At 69.1% G+C, this 16,232-nt stretch carries 17 protein-coding genes and 1 pseudogene; 3 read left to right on the top strand and 15 right to left on the bottom strand.

All coding sequences use genetic code 11. The features are described from left to right. Positions 1–38: 38 nt before the first annotated feature. The 6 genes from ASJ79_RS03065 to ASJ79_RS03090 form a co-directional block, all read right to left on the bottom strand. Positions 39–512 carry an ATP-binding cassette domain-containing protein gene (locus tag ASJ79_RS03065; RefSeq protein ID WP_082753637.1) on the bottom strand — a complete coding sequence of 158 codons (474 nt, stop codon included), beginning with the start codon at positions 510–512 and terminating at the stop codon, positions 39–41. Next, positions 509–1,321, bottom strand: a complete 813-nt coding sequence (locus tag ASJ79_RS03070; protein ID WP_067953084.1) for an ABC transporter permease — start codon at positions 1,319–1,321, stop codon at positions 509–511. The genes ASJ79_RS03065 and ASJ79_RS03070 overlap by 4 nt, the downstream gene beginning before the upstream one ends. Then, positions 1,318–2,064 (bottom strand): molybdate ABC transporter substrate-binding protein, encoded by a 747-nt coding sequence (gene modA, locus ASJ79_RS03075; RefSeq protein WP_067953086.1) that lies wholly within the window; start codon positions 2,062–2,064, stop codon positions 1,318–1,320. The genes ASJ79_RS03070 and modA overlap by 4 nt, the downstream gene beginning before the upstream one ends. After that, entirely contained in the window at positions 2,064–2,462 is a 399-nt protein-coding gene (locus tag ASJ79_RS03080) for a molybdopterin-binding protein (RefSeq protein ID WP_067953088.1), read from the bottom strand. Before ASJ79_RS03080 ends, modA begins: the two co-directional genes overlap by 1 nt. 73 nt (positions 2,463–2,535) lie before the next feature. Continuing rightward, positions 2,536–3,717 carry a SpoIIE family protein phosphatase gene (locus ASJ79_RS03085; RefSeq protein WP_067953091.1) on the bottom strand — a complete coding sequence of 394 codons (1,182 nt, stop codon included), beginning with the start codon at positions 3,715–3,717 and terminating at the stop codon, positions 2,536–2,538. Next, positions 3,714–4,514, bottom strand: a complete 801-nt coding sequence (locus ASJ79_RS03090; protein ID WP_067953093.1) for an alpha/beta fold hydrolase — start codon at positions 4,512–4,514, stop codon at positions 3,714–3,716. The genes ASJ79_RS03085 and ASJ79_RS03090 overlap by 4 nt, the downstream gene beginning before the upstream one ends. A 6-nt stretch (positions 4,515–4,520) precedes the next feature. On the opposite strand from ASJ79_RS03090, the gene ASJ79_RS03095 reads away from it, so the two are divergent. Further along, positions 4,521–4,949 carry an STAS domain-containing protein gene (locus ASJ79_RS03095; RefSeq protein WP_067953095.1) on the top strand — a complete coding sequence of 143 codons (429 nt, stop codon included), beginning with the start codon at positions 4,521–4,523 and terminating at the stop codon, positions 4,947–4,949. 3 nt (positions 4,950–4,952) lie between these two features. Here ASJ79_RS03095 and ASJ79_RS03100 read toward each other — a convergent pair whose 3' ends face one another. From ASJ79_RS03100 to ASJ79_RS03125, 6 genes are all read right to left on the bottom strand, one after another. Next, entirely contained in the window at positions 4,953–6,215 is a 1,263-nt protein-coding gene (locus tag ASJ79_RS03100; protein WP_067953097.1) for a DUF4032 domain-containing protein, read from the bottom strand. Positions 6,216–6,233: 18 nt separating this feature from the next. Further along, positions 6,234–7,433: an ABC transporter ATP-binding protein gene (locus tag ASJ79_RS03105; RefSeq protein WP_067953099.1), complete on the bottom strand. Its 1,200-nt coding sequence runs from the start codon at positions 7,431–7,433 to the stop codon at positions 6,234–6,236. A 5-nt stretch (positions 7,434–7,438) separates the two neighbouring features. After that, entirely contained in the window at positions 7,439–8,266 is an 828-nt protein-coding gene (locus ASJ79_RS03110) for a carbohydrate ABC transporter permease (RefSeq protein WP_067953101.1), read from the bottom strand. Continuing rightward, the gene (locus ASJ79_RS03115) at positions 8,263–9,195 is read right to left on the bottom strand and encodes a carbohydrate ABC transporter permease (protein ID WP_067953103.1); all 933 of its coding nucleotides are present in this window, start codon (positions 9,193–9,195) and stop codon (positions 8,263–8,265) included. The genes ASJ79_RS03110 and ASJ79_RS03115 overlap by 4 nt, the downstream gene beginning before the upstream one ends. After that, on the bottom strand, positions 9,192–10,544 hold the full coding sequence (locus ASJ79_RS03120; protein ID WP_231750702.1) for an extracellular solute-binding protein: 1,353 nt from the start codon (positions 10,542–10,544) through the stop codon (positions 9,192–9,194). Before ASJ79_RS03120 ends, ASJ79_RS03115 begins: the two co-directional genes overlap by 4 nt. A 63-nt stretch (positions 10,545–10,607) precedes the next feature. Continuing rightward, on the bottom strand, positions 10,608–11,633 hold the full coding sequence (locus ASJ79_RS03125) for a LacI family DNA-binding transcriptional regulator (protein ID WP_067953105.1): 1,026 nt from the start codon (positions 11,631–11,633) through the stop codon (positions 10,608–10,610). Between the two features lie 121 nt (positions 11,634–11,754). On the opposite strand from ASJ79_RS03125, the gene ASJ79_RS03130 reads away from it, so the two are divergent. Next, positions 11,755–13,398, top strand: coding sequence for a glycoside hydrolase family 13 protein (locus ASJ79_RS03130; protein WP_067953107.1), 1,644 nt, complete (start codon positions 11,755–11,757; stop codon positions 13,396–13,398). Positions 13,399–13,489: 91 nt separating this feature from the next. Further along, positions 13,490–14,476 carry a nitroreductase family protein gene (locus ASJ79_RS03135; protein WP_067953109.1) on the top strand — a complete coding sequence of 329 codons (987 nt, stop codon included), beginning with the start codon at positions 13,490–13,492 and terminating at the stop codon, positions 14,474–14,476. A 10-nt stretch (positions 14,477–14,486) separates the two neighbouring features. On the opposite strand, the gene ASJ79_RS03140 is transcribed toward ASJ79_RS03135, so the two are convergent. The 3 genes and pseudogenes from ASJ79_RS03140 to ASJ79_RS33005 form a co-directional block, all read right to left on the bottom strand. Next, entirely contained in the window at positions 14,487–15,137 is a 651-nt protein-coding gene (locus tag ASJ79_RS03140; RefSeq protein WP_067953111.1) for a response regulator transcription factor, read from the bottom strand. A gap of 36 nt (positions 15,138–15,173) precedes the next feature. Beyond that, a complete protein-coding gene (locus ASJ79_RS03145) occupies positions 15,174–15,995 on the bottom strand; it encodes a universal stress protein (protein WP_067953113.1) in 822 nt (273 codons plus the stop codon). Next, positions 15,992–16,232 (bottom strand): annotated as a pseudogene (locus ASJ79_RS33005) (NAD(P)H nitroreductase); the annotation flags it as partial. The gene ASJ79_RS03145 and the pseudogene ASJ79_RS33005, both read right to left, overlap by 4 nt.

The raw sequence follows: 16,232 nt of genomic DNA on the forward strand, positions 1-16,232 counted from the left end.
CAGCCTGTCACTCATCCCGTGTCTACGTAGAGCACCACTTATCTTCTCTCTTTTTTTTTTTTACTGACCCGCCGCCCCCCAATATCTCCCCTCTCCCCCCCCCCGCCGCTCTCCCTCCCCCCTCGCCCCGCCAGTTCAGCCGCGCCGACGGCGGCGAGCCACCGGCGTGCGCTTGCGCGTGCCTGCCCGCGTGGAAACCCCCGGCACCGCGGCGCATACGCCACATTGGCCTCCGCGGTCATGTGCGGGAACAGCAGGGCCTGCTGGTTCAGCATCGCCACCCGCCGAGCATGGGCGGGCACGAACGTCCCTGCGGCGGTGTCGACCACCACCGAGCCGCCCAGCTCGATCCGTCCGTCGTCAGGACGGAGCAGGCCGGCGATCAGGTGCAGCAGGGACGATTTCCCGGCCCCGTTCGGCCCGAGGACCGCCAGCACCTCACCGTCGGCGAGCGACAGGTCGAAGTCGGCGGCGCGCCGATCGAGACGGGCCCGGACGCGCACGCTGCTCACGACGGGCCCGCCAACCGGCGGCCGGCGGTCGCCACGACGATCACGGCGGCCACGACGATCAGCAGCAGCGACAGCGCCACGGCGGCGTCGGCGTCGGTCTCCCGTTGCAGATAGATCTCCAGCGGCAACGTCCTGGTGACCCCCTGCAGCGACCCGGCGAAGGTCAGCGTGGCACCGAACTCGCCCAGCGCGCGTGCGAAGGCCAGCACGGCGCCCGAGGCCAGGCCGGGCAGCACCAACGGCAGTGTCACCGTCCGCAACACCGTGGTCGGCCTGGCGCCGAGCGTCGCGGCGACGTGCTCGTAGCCCGACCCCGCCGAGCGCAGCGCTCCTTCGAGGCTGACCACCAGGAACGGCAGCGACACGAAGGACTGAGCCAGCACCACCGCCGTGGTGGAGAACGCGATGCGGATGCCCAGGACGTCGAGGTGCCGGCCGAGCAGTCCCTGTCTGCCGAACGTGTACAGCAGCGCGATGCCACCGACCACCGGGGGCAGCACGAGGGGGAGCAGCACCAGGGCCCGCACCACCGATCGGCCGGGGAACCGCCCGCGGGCGAGCACCAGCGCCATCGGGATGCCGACGAGCACACACACCGCAGTGCTGGCCGCCGCCGTCTTCAGGCTGAGAACCAAAGCGGCGCGCGATGATTCGGACATCACCAACGGCAGGAAGCGGGGCCAGTCGATGCGCAGCAGCACAGCCACCAGGGGCAGGACGACGAACAGGGCACCGACTGCCGCCGGGACGTAGACCCATGCCGACAGCCCGACCTGGACCGGACCGCCGGCACGTCGGCGCGCGGTCACGGCGGGCCGAACCCGGCCGCGGACAACACCTCTCGGCCTTGCGGCCCCGTGACCAGATCGACGAACTGCCGCGCCGCGGGTGGATTCGGCGACCCGGCCAGCGTCGCGACGGGGTAGGTGTTCACCGCGGCGCCGGACTCCGCGAGGTGTACCGGGGTGACCTTGTCGCCGGCCACGGCCGCGTCGGTGACGTACACCAGGCCGGCGTCGGCCTGGCCCGACGTGACCTTGCCGAGAACGTCGGTGACTGCGGACTCCTCACTCACCGGGGTCAGCGTCACACCGGTCGCGTCCTCGATCTTCTCCGCCGCCGCCCCGCACGGCACCTGCGGTGCGCACACCACGACCTGGATCCCCGGTCGGCCCAGATCGGCGAAAGAGGTGATGCCCCCGGGATTTCCGGGCGGGGTGACGATGGTCAGCGTGTTCGTCGCGAAGTCGGCCGGCGCACCGGAGACCAGCCCGGCCTCGACGGCCTTGGCCATGTTGGCGGTGTCGGCGGAGGCGAACACGTCCGCCGGTGCGCCTTGGGTGAGTTGAGCCACCAGATCCGACGAGCCGGCGAAATTGAACGTGACCCTCGTCCCGGGATGGTCGGTTTCGAATCGTGCGCCGAGTTCGGTGAACGGGGATTTCAGCGACGCGGCCGCGAACACCGTCACGGTCGCGGTCGCGTCATCGGGCGGCGACGCACAGCCTGCCCCGGTAAGGCCGCACAGCGCCACGGCGACAACGTGTTTCATCAGGCGTCCGCGGTCTCGACGATGACGGTGGTGGCCTTGACCACCGCGACGGCCACCACGCCCGGTTCGAGGCCGAGTTGGCGCGCGGACTCGGTGCTCATCAGCGACACCACCGTGAACGGGCCACACTGCATCTGCACCTCGCTCATCACCGTGTCGGCGGTGACCTTGGTGACCAGTCCGACGAACCGGTTGCGCGCAGAACTGCCGATGCCCACCGGGTCCGGCGGCGGCGAGGCATGGTCACGCGCGAAGTCGGCCAGCGCCTTGCCGTCGATCACCGCGCGGCCCGCGGCGTCCTTGGCCGACGGCAGGCTGCCGCTGTCGATCCAGCGCCGCACCGTGTCGTCGCTGACCCCCAGCAGGGTGGCGGCGTCCCGGACGCGAATGTTCGGCATGGGCTCCCTCACCGGCTATGTCCGTGTTTACGGACCTATAGTGCCATTGAGTCCGCGTCTGCGGATGCCAGGGTCAGGAACGGGGCGGCGGCACGCTCACCGCGATCACCGCGGTGTCGTCTTCGAGACCCGCGCCGAAGCCGTCGAGGAGATGACGGACCGCGGCCACGAACGTCGGCGCGTCGGTCGGGCTGTTCCTGCCGGCGAAGTCAAGAAGGTCGTCGTCATCGTCGAAACGCCGGGTGGGGCCGACCCTCGCCTCGGTGAGACCGTCGGTGTACATCACCAGGGTGTCGCCGGGCCCGAGATGGACCGACTGTGCCACGAACCGCGGGTTTCTGAGGATGCCGACGGCCTGGCCGCCGTGGGTGTGCACGTAGCGCGCCGTACCCGCGGCGGGCATCAGCAGCGCAGGCGGATGTCCGCCACTGGCCAGCTCGAGGCCGAAACCGTCCGCCTTCGGGGTGATCACGCCGAACAGCACGGTGCAGAAGCGCGGGTCGTCGCCGTGGAACTCGTGGCTCAGCACCGCGTTGAGGTTGTGCAGCACGGTGACCGGGTCGTCGTCGTAGGCCGCGGCGGCGCGCAGGGTGTAGCGGGTCAGCGACGTCACGGCGGCCGCGCCGGCCCCCTTGCCGGACACGTCGCCGAGGAAGATGCCCCACTTGCGCCGCGTCAACGGGAACAGGTCGTAGAAATCGCCGCCGACGTCGTCGGCGGACGCGGTGTGGTAGTGCGCGGCGGCGACCAGTCCGTCCGGTGGGGTGAGATTCGGTGGCACCAGCGAGCGTTGCAGAGTCGCGGCCAACAGCTGCACCCGTTCTCGCTCGCGATCGGCGGCACGGCGCGCTTCGAGGAGCTCGCGTTCGTACGAACGCCGGTCCGTTGCGTCCTGCACGATGATGCGCAGCGCGACCGGAGCGCCGTTGGAATCGGTCTTGACGTTGGCGGTGACGAAAACCGGTATCCGCGAGTCGTTCTCGCTGAGCAGCTCGACGGTGATGCCACCCAGGGTGCCGGTCATCTGCAGCAGCGGAGCGAAATGGGTCTCGTAGTGGATCCGACCGCCGACGGCCAGCAGGTCGGGAAACCGACGCCCCACCAGCTGGTCCGGTGGATACCCGACCCAGTCGGCGAAGGTCCGGTTGGCCAGCGTGATGCTCCCGTCCGGGCCGGTGGTCAGCAGCCCGCACGGGGCGTTGTCGAAATAGTCGTCGAGCGCGTCCCGACAGGGTTGCGGCTGCTGTTCTTTCACAGTCGATCGGCGAAGTCCGCGATGGCGGCCGCCGTCGCCGCCGGGACGCTCAGGTGGGGGCAGTGGCCCGTCGCGTCGAGGGTCACCAGCGTGCTGTCCTGGATGTGGGTGTGGCAGTACGCGCCCACATCGCGCGGTGCGAGCGTGTCGTGGGCGCATTCGACGATCGTGGTGGGCACGGTGACGCGGGCCAGATCGGTGCGGTTGTCGGACAGGAAGGTGGTGCGCGCGAAGGTCAGCGCCCGCGCCGGATCGGTGCGGCAGAAGCTGTCGCTGAGCTCCTGTTCGAGCTCAGGCCGGTCCGGGGTGCCCATGATCACCGGCGCCATGGCGCGGGACCAGCCCAGGTAGTTGCTCTCGATCGAGTCGAGCAACTCGTCGATGTCAGACCGCGAGAACCCGCCCCGGTAATCACCGTCGTCGAGATAGCGGGGAGACGGTGTGAGCAGCACCAGCCCGGCGAACCGGGCGGGAGCGGCGGCCGCGGCGAGAACGCCCATCATCGACGCGACCGAATGGCCGACGAAGATCACGTCCCGCAGGTCCAGTTCGTCGATGATGGTGAGGATGTCGTCGGCGTACTGCTGCAGGTCGGTGTAGCGCTGCTCATCCCAGGCCGCCGGATCCGACGCGCCGGCGCCGACGTGGTCGAACAGCACGAGACGGAACCGGTCTGCCAACAGCGGCACGACGAACCGCCACAGATTCTGGTCGCAGCCGAAGCCGTGTGCCAGCATGACCGCAGGGCCGTCCGTCCGGCCGGTCACGCGCACATTGTTCTTCGAAACCACGTCCATGCTGAGATGATCTCAGCACAGCCCGTCCCGGAGATCGAATACCGAAAGCGCAGCATGAGCGACGAGATCAGCAGCCCCGCGTTCCCACCGGACCGCAGCGAGGTCACCATCGGCACCCGAACGGTCGGCAATGCGGTGGTGGTCGCGCTGTCCGACGTGGTGGACGCCGCCACCGCGCCCGAGGTCACCGCGGAGATCGAGAAGGTGTTCGACGGTGCGCCGGGGGCGGTGATCGTCGACCTCTGCGGTGTGACGTTCCTGGCTTCGGCAGGAATGACGGTGCTGCTCAAGGCCAAGGAGCGGGCCGGTTCCGAAATCGGGTTCGCCGTGGTGGCCGACAGTGCGGTCACCAGGCGGCCGCTCACCGTCCTCGGGCTCGACGCGGAGCTGTCGTTGTGCCCGAGCCTCGACGCCGCGCTGCGGCAGGTGTCGTGACCGTCAGACGTCGTCGTCGAGCACCGAGAACGGCTCGGTAGGCTCCTCGACCACCGCGAGCTGGGCGGCCGACTCCGAGGGCACGGTTCTGCGCGACAGCGCCTGCAGCGCCCGCTCGGTGCCGACGTCGCGGCCGGCGCCTTCGGACAGCAGCCAGCGAACCTCCAGCAGATCGCAGTAGGCCTGGATCGGGGTGCCGGTCTTCCCGATCGCGGCGTGCGCCCGGTGCATGGTGGGGGTGGCCACCTCCATCACCCACAGCTGGGCGGCGGTGCGTTCGTCGACGTCGTGGCCGGCCTCGTGGCACAGCTGGCCCTGGTAGGCGTGCAGGTCCCCGAGCAGGATCCGTGCCTGACCTTCCCCGACGTGCAGCCCGGTCAGCCGCCGCAACTGGTCGGCGTGAAAGTTGCGGTCGCCCACCGCGACGCGCAGCCGCAACTCGTCGGCGCCGGTGTCGATCGGCTGCAGTGAGACCTCGTCGACGGCGAACCCGGCCTCGTTCAGCCGGCGGATCGTGCCCTCGACCCGATAGCGATCGGCGAAACCGAACGTCGGCTCGGCGGACAGCAGGCCCCACAGCTGTTCGTAGCGCTCCCTGATCCCGAGGGCCTCTTGGATGAAACCCGGTTCCAGCTCGGGCCTTTCGAGCTTGGCGGCCATGTCCAACAGCCCGGCCGCGACGTTCTCGACGGTGATGTCGATGTCCAGGGTGCGTTGCCCGTCGGACAGCGTGGGGTGCACCTCGCTGGTCTCGGCGTCGACGAGGAACGCCTGCAGCACCTGGCCGTCGCGGGAGAACAGCGTGTTGGCCAGCGAGCAGTCGCCCCAGAACACCCCGTGCCGGTGCAGTTCCACCAGCAGAGTGGCCATCGCGTCGAACAACCGCGCCCGGTGCTTGGGCACGTCCGGCGGCAGCCGCATGAACAACCGCCGGTACTGCCACGAGCCCACCAGATAGCGGGTCAGCAGGATCGCGGTGTCGAAATCAGACTGGAACACCAGTCCCGCCGGCCGCACGGCGTTCAGCCCCATCCCTTCCAGCCGGCTCAGCACGTCGTACTCGCGGGCGGCGATCCTGGGCGGCAATTCCTTGAGCGCCCAGAGTTCACCGTCGCATTCGACGAACCTGACCAGGTGGCGGCTCGGTCCCACCGCGATGGCGCGCAGGGGGACGTCGGGCACCGCCCAGTCGGCGAGGGGACGTTCCCACGGCAGCGCGATCAGTCCCGGGCGCGGGGCCCGCAGCCGCAACTCGGGGGCGGCCATCGTCGTGCGACCGTCGGCTCAGCCGGTGGCCGCCGCGTGCCGCCCGCGTGCTTCGGTTGCGCGCGTGAGGTTCTCACCGGACTGCGGGTCGAACAGATGCAGGCGCTCGGCGTCCAGCCACAGGGTGGCCCGGTCGCCCGGACGGACCCGGCTCAACGGGTCGAGCTCGACGCAGATCTGCGTGCGCAGCTGTTCGGAGTCCAGGTCCTTGGCGAGTTCGGCGAGCTGGCGGGCGATCTCGGCGGAGGCCTCGAACGGTACGAACGCGTACTGCTCGTTACCCAGCCACTCGGTGACGTCGATGGTCACGTCGAAAGTGACGCCACGGGACCGCTTGTCGGTGTCGACGAACTCGGCGTCCTCGAACGCGCCGGGCCGGATCCCGGCGATGTAGATCTTGCCGTCCTGGACGGCCTCGCGCCACTCGTCGCGCATCGGGACGGTGACGAACGGCAGCTCGATCTCGTCGCCGCGTACCTGGGCGGGGACGAAGTTCATCGGCGGGGAGCCGATGAAGCCGGCGACGAACAGGTTCACCGGCTGGTCGTAGAGCTCGCGCGGGCTGGCGACCTGCTGCAGGATCCCCTTCTTCAGTACCGCGACCCGGTCACCGAGTGTCATCGCCTCGGTCTGGTCGTGCGTGACGTAAACGGTGGTGACGCCGAGTTTGCGCTGCAGCCGCAGGATCTCGGTGCGCATCTGGCCGCGCAGCTTGGCGTCGAGGTTGCTCAGCGGTTCGTCGAACAGGAACGCATCGGCCTCGCGCACGATCGCGCGGCCCATCGCGACGCGCTGCCGCTGACCGCCGGAGAGGTTGGCCGGTTTGCGGTCGAGGTGTTCGCCGAGCTCGAGCGTCTTGGCCGCGTCGTTGACCCGCTGCCGGATCTCCTCGTCGGAGAGCTTGCCGGCCAACCGAAGCGGGAACGCGATGTTCTCGAACACCGTCAGGTGCGGGTAGAGCGCATAGTTCTGGAACACCATCGCCAGGTTGCGGTCGCGGGGGGCCTTGTCGTTGACCCGCGTGTCGCCGATCAGCATGTCGCCGGAGGTGATGTCCTCCAGACCGACGATCATCCTCAACAAGGTCGACTTGCCGCAGCCCGACGGACCCACCAGGATCATGAACTCGCCGTCGGCGATGTCGAGGCTCACGTCGTTGACCGCCGGATAGCCGTCACCGTACTTCTTGACGATATTGCGCATCGTGATTGCTGCCATGGGGGTTATCCCTTCACTGCTCCGGAGGTGAGACCGGCGACGATGCGCCGCTGGAAGATGAGGACCAGGATGACGACGGGGATCGTCACGATCACCGACGCGGCCATGATGTAGGGGACCGGCGACTCGAAGTACGACGCACCCTGGAAGAAGGCCAGCGCGGCCGGAACCGTGCGGGCGCTGTCGGTGGAGGTCAGCGAGATCGCGAACAGGAAGTCGTTCCAGCAGAAGAAGAACGTCAGGATCGCGGTGGTGAACACGCCGGGTGCGGCCAGCGGGACGATCACCTTGCGGAACGCCTGCCACTGGGTGGCGCCGTCGACCTGTGCGGCATGTTCCATCTCCCAGGGGATCTGGCGGAAGAACGCCGACATCGTCCAGATCGACAGCGGTAGTGCGAACGTCAGGTACGGGATGATCAACCCGAGCCAGGTGTCGTAGATCCCCAGCCCGCGCCACATGTCGAACAGCGGGCCGACGAGCGCGGCCTGAGGGAACATCGCGATGCCCAGCGCCAACGACAGCAGCACCTTCTTACCCGGGAACTCAAGGCGCGCAATGGCGTACGCGGCGAACATGGCGATGACCACCGAGATGACCGTCGCGATGACCGCGATGCCGATCGAGTTGATCAGCGCCCGGGTGAACAGCGGTTGGCTGAAGATCTGCGCGAAGTTGTCGAACGTGATCGAACTGGGCAGGAACGACGGATTGCCCGAGACGATGTCGGACGGCGGTTTGAACGCCAGGCTGATCATCCACAGCATCGGCACGAAGCTGTAGATGACGATGACGATGCCCGCGATCGTCCACCACTTGGTGCTCTTGGTCACTGGTCACCCCTGACTTGCGAGAGGTCGGTTTTGAAGACCTTGATGAAAACCCAGGCGATGGCGACCACCGACAGGAACAACAGCACCGAGACCGCCGATCCCATACCGAGGTTCACCAGTGTGACGTTCTGCCGGTAGGCCAGGAACGAGATGGTCTCGGTGTTGTTGGCGCCGGCGGTCATCACGTACGGGTTGTCGAAGATCCGCCACGCGTCCAGCGTGCGGAACAGCAGCGCCACCATGATGGCGGCCTTCATGTTCGGCAGGGTGATCTTCCAGAGTCGCTGCCATGCGGTGGCGCCGTCGACCTTGGCGGCCTCCTGCATGTCCTCGGGCACCTGGACCAGACCGGCCAGCAGCAGCAGCGAGATGAACGGTGTGGTCTTCCAGATCTCGGACAGACAGATCACGAAGATGGCCGACCAGCGGTCGCCGAACCAGTCGAACTCGGTGAGGTTGAGCCACTGGTTGACGAAGCCCGAATCGATCGCGAACGCGTAGCGCCAGATGAACGCTGACACGACGGTGACGATCCCGTAGGGGATCAGGATCGCGGTGCGCAGCGGTCCGCGCCCTCGCACGATGCGCAGCATCACGAACGCGAACCAGAATCCGAGGACGAGTTCGATCGCGACGGTGACGACCGTGATCGCCAGTGTGGTGACGAAGTCGTTCCACCACACCGGGTCGGTGAGGATGACCCCGTAGTTGGCCAGGCCGACGAAGCTGCGGCCTTCGGGGTCGGTGAGACGGAAGTTGTACAGGCTGAGCACCAGTGCATAGCCCAGCGGGTAGGCGGTGACGAGCAGCATCACCAGGTACGACGGCAAGGTCAGGTAGAGCCCGAGGCGGCGTTCGCCCTTGGCCCGCTCACTGACCGCCGGTGTGCCCGGGTCCTTCTGCAGCGGCGGGGTCTGCAACGTGGTCACAGCAGCCGCCTTCCGGCCAGCACGTCAGCCATGAACTCATCGGTCCTTTCCGGGGTTTCGGCGTTCACCGACGCGGGCGGATGCCAGGTCTGCTGGATCGCGCCGGAGATGTCGGTGTAGAACGGCGACAGCGGTCGGGGGCCACCTTCGGCGATGGATTCCCGGATCAGGTCGGCGTTCTCGTATTCGGCCCGTAACGTCGGGTCGTCGTAGGACGCCGCGTAGGGCGACGGCTCGCCCTCGTCGAGCATGTACTGCGTGGCTTTCGGCAGGGCGTTGACGCATTCGACGAACGCGACGGCCTCGTCGGGATGCTCGGTGTAGGCGCCGATGCCGAGGTTGGCGCCGCCCAGCGGCGGTGCGCTGGGACGGTCCGGGGCCACCCTCGGGTAACGCGCCCAACCGATGTCGTCGACGACCTCCTGCGGAAGGGTGCCTTCCTCGGCCGCGCTGCGCGCCGCTGCCAGCACGTAGGGCCAGTTGACCATGAACATGCCCTGCTCGGACTGGAAGTTGGCGCGCGCCTGCTCCTCGGAGGCGTTCGACATGTCGGTGGGCGCCGCGCTGGAGCGCCCGAGGTTACCGACGATCTCGGCGGCCTTCTCCCCGGCGGGGCTGGCCATCGACGGTGTGGCGTTGCGGCCGGCCTCCACGTCCTGCAGCATCTCGCCGCCCGCCGAGAGCACCAACGCGTTGATCAGCACCGTGTAGCCCTCGTACCGCTGGGCCTGCACGGCGACTTTCTTGTTCTGCCCCACAGCGGCTTTGATCATCTCGTCCCAGGTGAACGTCGGGCTCGCCGGATCCACACCCGCCGCGGCGGCGTGTGACTTGCGGTACCACAGCAACTGGGCGTTGGATTTGTAGGGCACCCCGTAGAGCTCGTCGTCCCAGATACCCGTCTCGACCGGCGCCGGCAGCATGCCCGCGGTCAGCCGCTCCCTCTCCTCGGCGGTGTAGGGGCGCAGGAAGCCGGCGTTGGCGAACTCCGCGGTGAACACCACGTCGAGGCTGACGAGGTCGATCGACGAGTCACCGGCGGCCAGTCGGCGCACCATCTGCTCGCGCTGGGCGGTCGCGGTGCTGGGCAGCGCTTCGATACGCACCTGGTACGCGCCGTTGGACGCGTCGGCGCATTCCTGCGCGCGCGTGGCCGAGCCACCGTTGTCGGGGAGGATGTACCACGTCAGCGTCGGGGGACCGCCTTCACTGCCGCAGCCGGACAACACTGTCGCCGCGATCAGCGGCGCACTGGCCAGCGCGATCGCACGACGCCGTCGCCCGCGGGCGAACTGATCTCGTTTCATCACGTCCTCGTCTATGAAGTTGTGGTCTCCGATGAGGGCCACGGGCAGCACATTCGGTACGCAGTTGAGTGTGTCACACCTCACAAGGCTGGTGGGGTAGCGGTGTCAGCGCGGCGGGGCGGTGGACCCGCGGATGACCAGGCGGGTGGGCAGTACGGTGACCGCCGGCGCGGGTTCGGCGCTTTCGTCGCTGCTCAGGCGGCTGAGCACCGCACGGGCCGCGAGCCGGCCCTGCTCACGCACCGGCTGCGCGACCGTCGTCAGGTCATTGATGTCGGCCGACGGGTGGTCGTCCACGCCGATCACCGAGACCTGCTGAGGCACAGCGATTCCCGATCGGCGCAGGGTGCGCAGCGCACCGAGGGCGATCTCGTCGGAATGGCAGAACACCGCCGTGGGCAGGCGGTCGCGGCTCAGCAGCATCTCCATGCCGCGTGAACCGCCGTCGATGCTCCACTTCACGGTCACCACGGTCGGTCGGGTCAACCCGGCCTCGGCGAGTCGGCGGTGGAACCCACGGATGCGGGCCTGGTCGGTCGCCCACGGGATGTCGGCGTCGGCGCCGGCCTGGATCATCGCGATGTCACGGTGGCCGGTCCGCACCAGGTGGCCGACGGCCTGCTGCGCGGCGCGGTCGTCGTCGATGCCCACCCACGGCCGGTGGTCGTCGGTGCGGTGCCCCCCGACGAAGACGGTTGGGACCGCCAGTTGTTCGAGCCGGGTGTGCTCGCGCGGGGACAGCGGAAGGGAGACGACGACCGCCGCGTCGACTTTGCGGCGCAACGGAAGTGCTTCGAAGAAGCGGTGGCGCGCCACGGAGTCGGGCAGCGTGCACAGCACCAGATCCACACCGACGGTGTCGAACTCGTCGGCGATTCCGGCCAGGACGGTCGAATAGAACCACGCGTCGATCCGCGGCACGATCACCCCGACGCGGCCGGTCGGGCCGCCCGACAGGCGGGAGGCCTCCGGGGACACGACATAGGACAGTTCCCGGGCCACCGACAGGATGCGCTCGCGGGTCGCCGGTGAGACGCCGGACTCACCGCGCAGCGCCCGCGACACCGACGCGATGGACACCCCCGAACGCCGCGCGACGTCGGTCATGTTCACGGCCTGCTTCGGGATCATCGAACCCGCAGAATAGCCGAGCGTAATTATTTACGTAAGCTCGAGACGAGTTGACAGTGCGCCCTTACATCCGGAATCTGGACGGGAAAACGTTTACGTTCACCCGGGGAGGATCCGATCCGTGTCCGACGAGTCGCCATGGTGGCAGACCGCTGTCGTCTACCAGGTGTACATCCGCAGCTTCGCCGACGGAAACGGTGACGGCGTCGGAGACATCCAGGGGCTGCGGGCCCGGCTGCCCTACCTGGCCCGGCTCGGTGTGGACGCCATCTGGATCAACCCCTGGTATCCGTCCCCGATGGCCGATGCCGGATACGACGTCTCCGACTACCGCGACATAGAACCGGCCTACGGCACGCTGGCGGATGCCCAGGCACTGATCGCCGAGGCCCACGCCTCCGGTGTCCGGGTGATCCTCGACATCGTGCCCAACCACACGTCCGATCAACACGCGTGGTTCAAGGCCGCACTCGACGACGAGCCCGGGGCGCGACAGCGGTACCACTTCAGGCCCGGCCGGGGCGCCGACGGCGGGTTGCCGCCGAACAACTGGCAGAGCGTGTTCGGTGGCCCGGCGTGGACGCGGGTCGACAGCGGTCCGCTGGAAGGCCAGTGGTATCTGCACCTGTTCGCTCCCGGACAGCCCGACCTGAACTGGGACCACGACGAGGTGCGCGCCGAATTCGAGGACATCCTGGCGTTCTGGTTCGACCGGGGCGTCGACGGCTTCCGCATCGACGTGGCGCATGGTCTGGTCAAGGAGGCCGGCCTGCCCGACGGAACGAGCGCCGGCGACGAACCGCACGCGATCCTGCAGACCCAGAACCGCCACCCGGCCTGGGATCAGGACGGCGTGCACGAGATCTACCGTGGCTGGCGGGCGGTGGCCGACCGCTACGCGCCGGAACGGATCTTCATCGCCGAGGCCTGGGTGCCCAGCAATGAGCGGCTGGCCCGCTACCTGCGCCCCGACGAGCTGCACACCGCCTTCCAGTTCGATTTCCTGCGCTCACCGTGGCGGGCCGACCTGTTGCGCAAGGTCGTCGACGACGCGATCGGCTCCGCCGCGTCGGTCGGCGCACCGCCCACCTGGGTGCTGTCCAACCACGACGTCACCCGCACCGTGACACGCTTCTCGCGTTCTCAGCCGGCGCATCTGATCGACACCGACTGGGAGCGCGGACGCTGGGGCGGCGAAGAGCCGGATCACGCACTGGGCCGGCGGCGGGCGCGCGCCGCCGCGCTGATCCAGCTGGCGCTGCCGGGCACGGCCTATATCTACCAAGGTGAGGAACTCGCGCTCGAGGAGATCGAGGACCTGCCCGCCGAAGCGCGTCAGGACCCCACCTGGGAGCAATCCGGGTTCACCGACGTCGGCCGCGACGGATGTCGAATCCCGTTGCCGTGGACCGAGACCGAGGCTCCATACGGGTTCGCGTCCCATCCCGACGCGGTGCCCTGGCTGCCGCAGCCCGGGCATTGGTCCGAGCACAGCGTCGAGGCGCAGGACCGCGACCCCGCCTCCACATTGAACCTGTACCGCGCCGCGTTGCGGCTGCGCCCGCGGTTGTGGCGCGACGCAGCGGAGGTCGAGTGGATCGACGTCGCGCCCGACGTCGCGGCATTCCGGCGCGGCGACGCACAGTGCTGGGTCAACACCGGCGACACCGACGTCCGGTTGCCCGGCGGCGCGGCGGCCGCGCTGGCGTCGGAACCCGGCGTGGTGGACGTGCTCCCGCCGGACACCGCGGTGTGGTTGCGGTAGTCACGGCAGAAGAGGTCTTTGTGCCCTCTCCATGACGGCGCCGGCGGAGCACCCTTGAGGAGACGACAACTCCTGAAGGGCAGACGTAGCGATGACCGGTCACTTTCCCGACGGCGAGACCCTGAGGTCGGCGCTGTCGCTGGCGAATCGTGCGCCCTCGGTGCACAACTCGCAACCATGGCAGTGGCGGGTCGGTGGCCGCAGCGTGCACCTGTACGCGAATTCGGATCTGTTGTTGCCGCACACCGACCCCGAGGGGCGCGATCTGGTGATCAGCTGCGGTGCGGCGCTCAACCACTGCGTGGTGGCGCTGGCCGCACTCGGTTGGCAGTCCAGGGTGCACAGATATCCGAACCCGGCCGAGCCGGGCCATCTGGCCGCGTTGGAGTTGCATCGCTATCCGGCAGCCGAACTCGACGTGACGCTGGCGGCGGCGATCCCGCGCCGGCGCACGGACCGCCGGCATTACAGCTCGTGGCCGGTGCCCCGTGGGGACATCGCGCTGATGGGGGCCAGGGCGGCCCGGGCCGGAGTGATGCTGCGCCGGATCGACGACCTGGAGGGCCTCACCCGGTTGGTGAACGCCGCGGCGCATCGACACGGTGCGGACCCCGGTTACCTGACCGAGTTGGCGACCTGGAGCGGCCGGTACGCCTCCACCGCCGGTGTCCCGGCCCGCAGCGCGCCCGGCCCCGACGGGGCGGGACCGATCCCTCCGCGCACGTTCGCCGGCGGTGTGCTGCCGCAGCCCCCGGATGCCGATGCGGTCGACGACAACGCCGCGGTGCTCGCGCTCGGCACGGTCGACGACGACGAGCTGTCCTGGTTGCGCGCCGGCGAGGCGACCAGCGTGGTGCTGCTCACCGCGACCGCGCTGGGGCTGGCGAGTTGTCCGATCACCGAGCCGCTGGAGATCGCCGAAACCCGCGAGGCGGTGCGGCGGGATGTCTTCGGCGCCGACGGGCATCCGCAGATGTTGCTGCGGGTGGGCTGGGCGCCGGTCAATGCCGACCCGCTGCCGTCGACGCCGCGCCGTGATCTGACCGAAGTCGTTGTCCGGCTTGACGGTCCGGCGTAGCAGTAGCGGTTCAGATGCCGTCGTGGCGACGGTGGCGGTCGAGCTTGGAGACGAACACCGCCGCCTGGGTGCGCCGTTCCATGCCGAGTTTGGCGAGTAGCCGGGACACATAGTTCTTGACCGTCTTCTCGGCCAGGAACATCCGCGCCGCGATCTGTTTGTTCGTCAACCCTTCGCCGAGCAGATCGAGCAGTACGCGCTCCTGTTCGGTCAGGGCCGACAGAGGGTCACCGGGATCGCTGTCGCCGCGTAACCGCGCCATCAACGCCGCCGCGGCCCGGTTGTCCAGCAACGAGCGGCCCGACCCGACCTCCTTGATGGCCTGGGCGAGCTCCATGCCCTTGATGTCCTTGACGACGTAGCCGCTGGCACCGGCGAGGATGGCGTCGAGCATCGCCTCGTCGGAGGTGAACGACGTCAGCATCAGGCACCGCAGGTCAGGCAGCCGGGACAGCAGTTCGCGGCACAGCTCGATGCCGTTGCCGTCGGGCAGCCGGACGTCGAGCACCGCCACATCCGGCTGAGTGGCCGGGATGCGGGCCAGCGCCTCGGCGACGGTGCCGGCCTCACCGACCACATCGAGTTCGGGATCACCGCCGAGCAGGTCGATCAACCCGCGCCGCACCACTTCATGGTCGTCTACCAGGAACACCTTCACCATGTCGCGACGTCATCCCCTCAACGGATCGGCACCGGTTCACAGTGCGTTGTGCGGTTCACACACCAGTATCGAACAATCCGTGTCGCGCAGGGCGGCGTTGCCGGGAGCGCCGACCAGGCCGGCGACTCCTCCCGGCCGCCTACGGTCGGCGACCACCAGCTGAACCCCGTCCCCATGCGCGGACAGATAGTCGAGCGTGTCGCCGGACCTGGCGACGGCGGTGATGTCGACGTCGGGAAAGTGGCGGCGCCATTCGGCCAGCCGGCGTTCCCAGTGCGCGACGGCGTCGGCGGCTGTCCGCGCCGGTGTCAGTACCCGGGCCTGGGCGCGCCGTCGGCGTGCCTCGTCGAGCCCGCGGCGCATCACCACGTTGCCCGCCGCGGTATCGGTGAATTCGATGACCACGGCCCGCTCGCCGCGGCGGTGTGGCCGGTGGGCGCGCACGATCGCGACCGGACAGTGCGCCGACGTCGACAGCGCCGCCGCGGTCGAACCGATCCGGCCCTGGGTCGAGTGCTTGAGCCCGCGGGCGCCGACGACCAGCATGACCGCCGGACGGGCCGCCTCCAGCAGGGTCGGCACCGTCCTGCCCTGGAGGATCTCGACCTCGATCTTGACCGGGCGCTGGGTGGACTCCACGGCGGTGAGCGCGTAGCGCAGGGCGACCTCGGCGGTGGCGATGCGGCGGGCCTGATCGGACGGATCCGCCGCGCTGTCCTCGCTCTCGATGACGTAGACGAGCCGCAGTGGCACGTCGCGGTCGATCGCCTGGTCGATGGCCCACAGCGCGGCCTCGACCGCGGCGGGGGAGCCGTCGACGCCGACGACCACACAGGGGGTCGGGGATGCTGCGGTCATGAGGGGCCTCCGCGGATGACGAGCACGTCGCGAACCGCCCGGCGAGGTGTCGGGGGCGGCGCGACGTCCATGGCCGGTGCCCGTCCCACCCGAACGAGCGCCTGTGGGATCGCGGTGCTGCCGATCAACGACGCGACGACGTCGCGGCCTTCGGGCACCTCGGTGATGTGGGTGACGGTGCAGGTCGCCAGCCCTGCCATGGTCGCCTCGAGCAGCACGGCGGACAACGCTTCCCCG

The sequence above is a fragment of the Mycobacterium sp. NAZ190054 genome, from assembly GCF_001545925.1.
Lineage (GTDB): Bacteria > Actinomycetota > Actinomycetes > Mycobacteriales > Mycobacteriaceae > Mycobacterium.

Excerpts from the sequence above, each read along its gene's own strand:
- modA (WP_067953086.1), bottom strand. The coding sequence starts at position 2,064 with ATGAAACACGTTGTCGCCGTGGCGCTGTGCGGCCTTACCGGGGCAGGC.
- ASJ79_RS03080 (WP_067953088.1), bottom strand. The coding sequence starts at position 2,462 with ATGCCGAACATTCGCGTCCGGGACGCCGCCACCCTGCTGGGGGTCAGC.
- ASJ79_RS03090 (WP_067953093.1), bottom strand. The coding sequence starts at position 4,514 with ATGGACGTGGTTTCGAAGAACAATGTGCGCGTGACCGGCCGGACGGAC.
- ASJ79_RS03095 (WP_067953095.1), top strand. The coding sequence starts at position 4,521 with ATGATCTCAGCACAGCCCGTCCCGGAGATCGAATACCGAAAGCGCAGC.
- ASJ79_RS03100 (WP_067953097.1), bottom strand. The coding sequence starts at position 6,215 with ATGGCCGCCCCCGAGTTGCGGCTGCGGGCCCCGCGCCCGGGACTGATC.
- ASJ79_RS03105 (WP_067953099.1), bottom strand. The coding sequence starts at position 7,433 with ATGGCAGCAATCACGATGCGCAATATCGTCAAGAAGTACGGTGACGGC.
- ASJ79_RS03125 (WP_067953105.1), bottom strand. The coding sequence starts at position 11,633 with ATGATCCCGAAGCAGGCCGTGAACATGACCGACGTCGCGCGGCGTTCG.
- ASJ79_RS03135 (WP_067953109.1), top strand. The coding sequence starts at position 13,490 with ATGACCGGTCACTTTCCCGACGGCGAGACCCTGAGGTCGGCGCTGTCG.
- ASJ79_RS03140 (WP_067953111.1), bottom strand. The coding sequence starts at position 15,137 with ATGGTGAAGGTGTTCCTGGTAGACGACCATGAAGTGGTGCGGCGCGGG.
- ASJ79_RS03145 (WP_067953113.1), bottom strand. The coding sequence starts at position 15,995 with ATGACCGCAGCATCCCCGACCCCCTGTGTGGTCGTCGGCGTCGACGGC.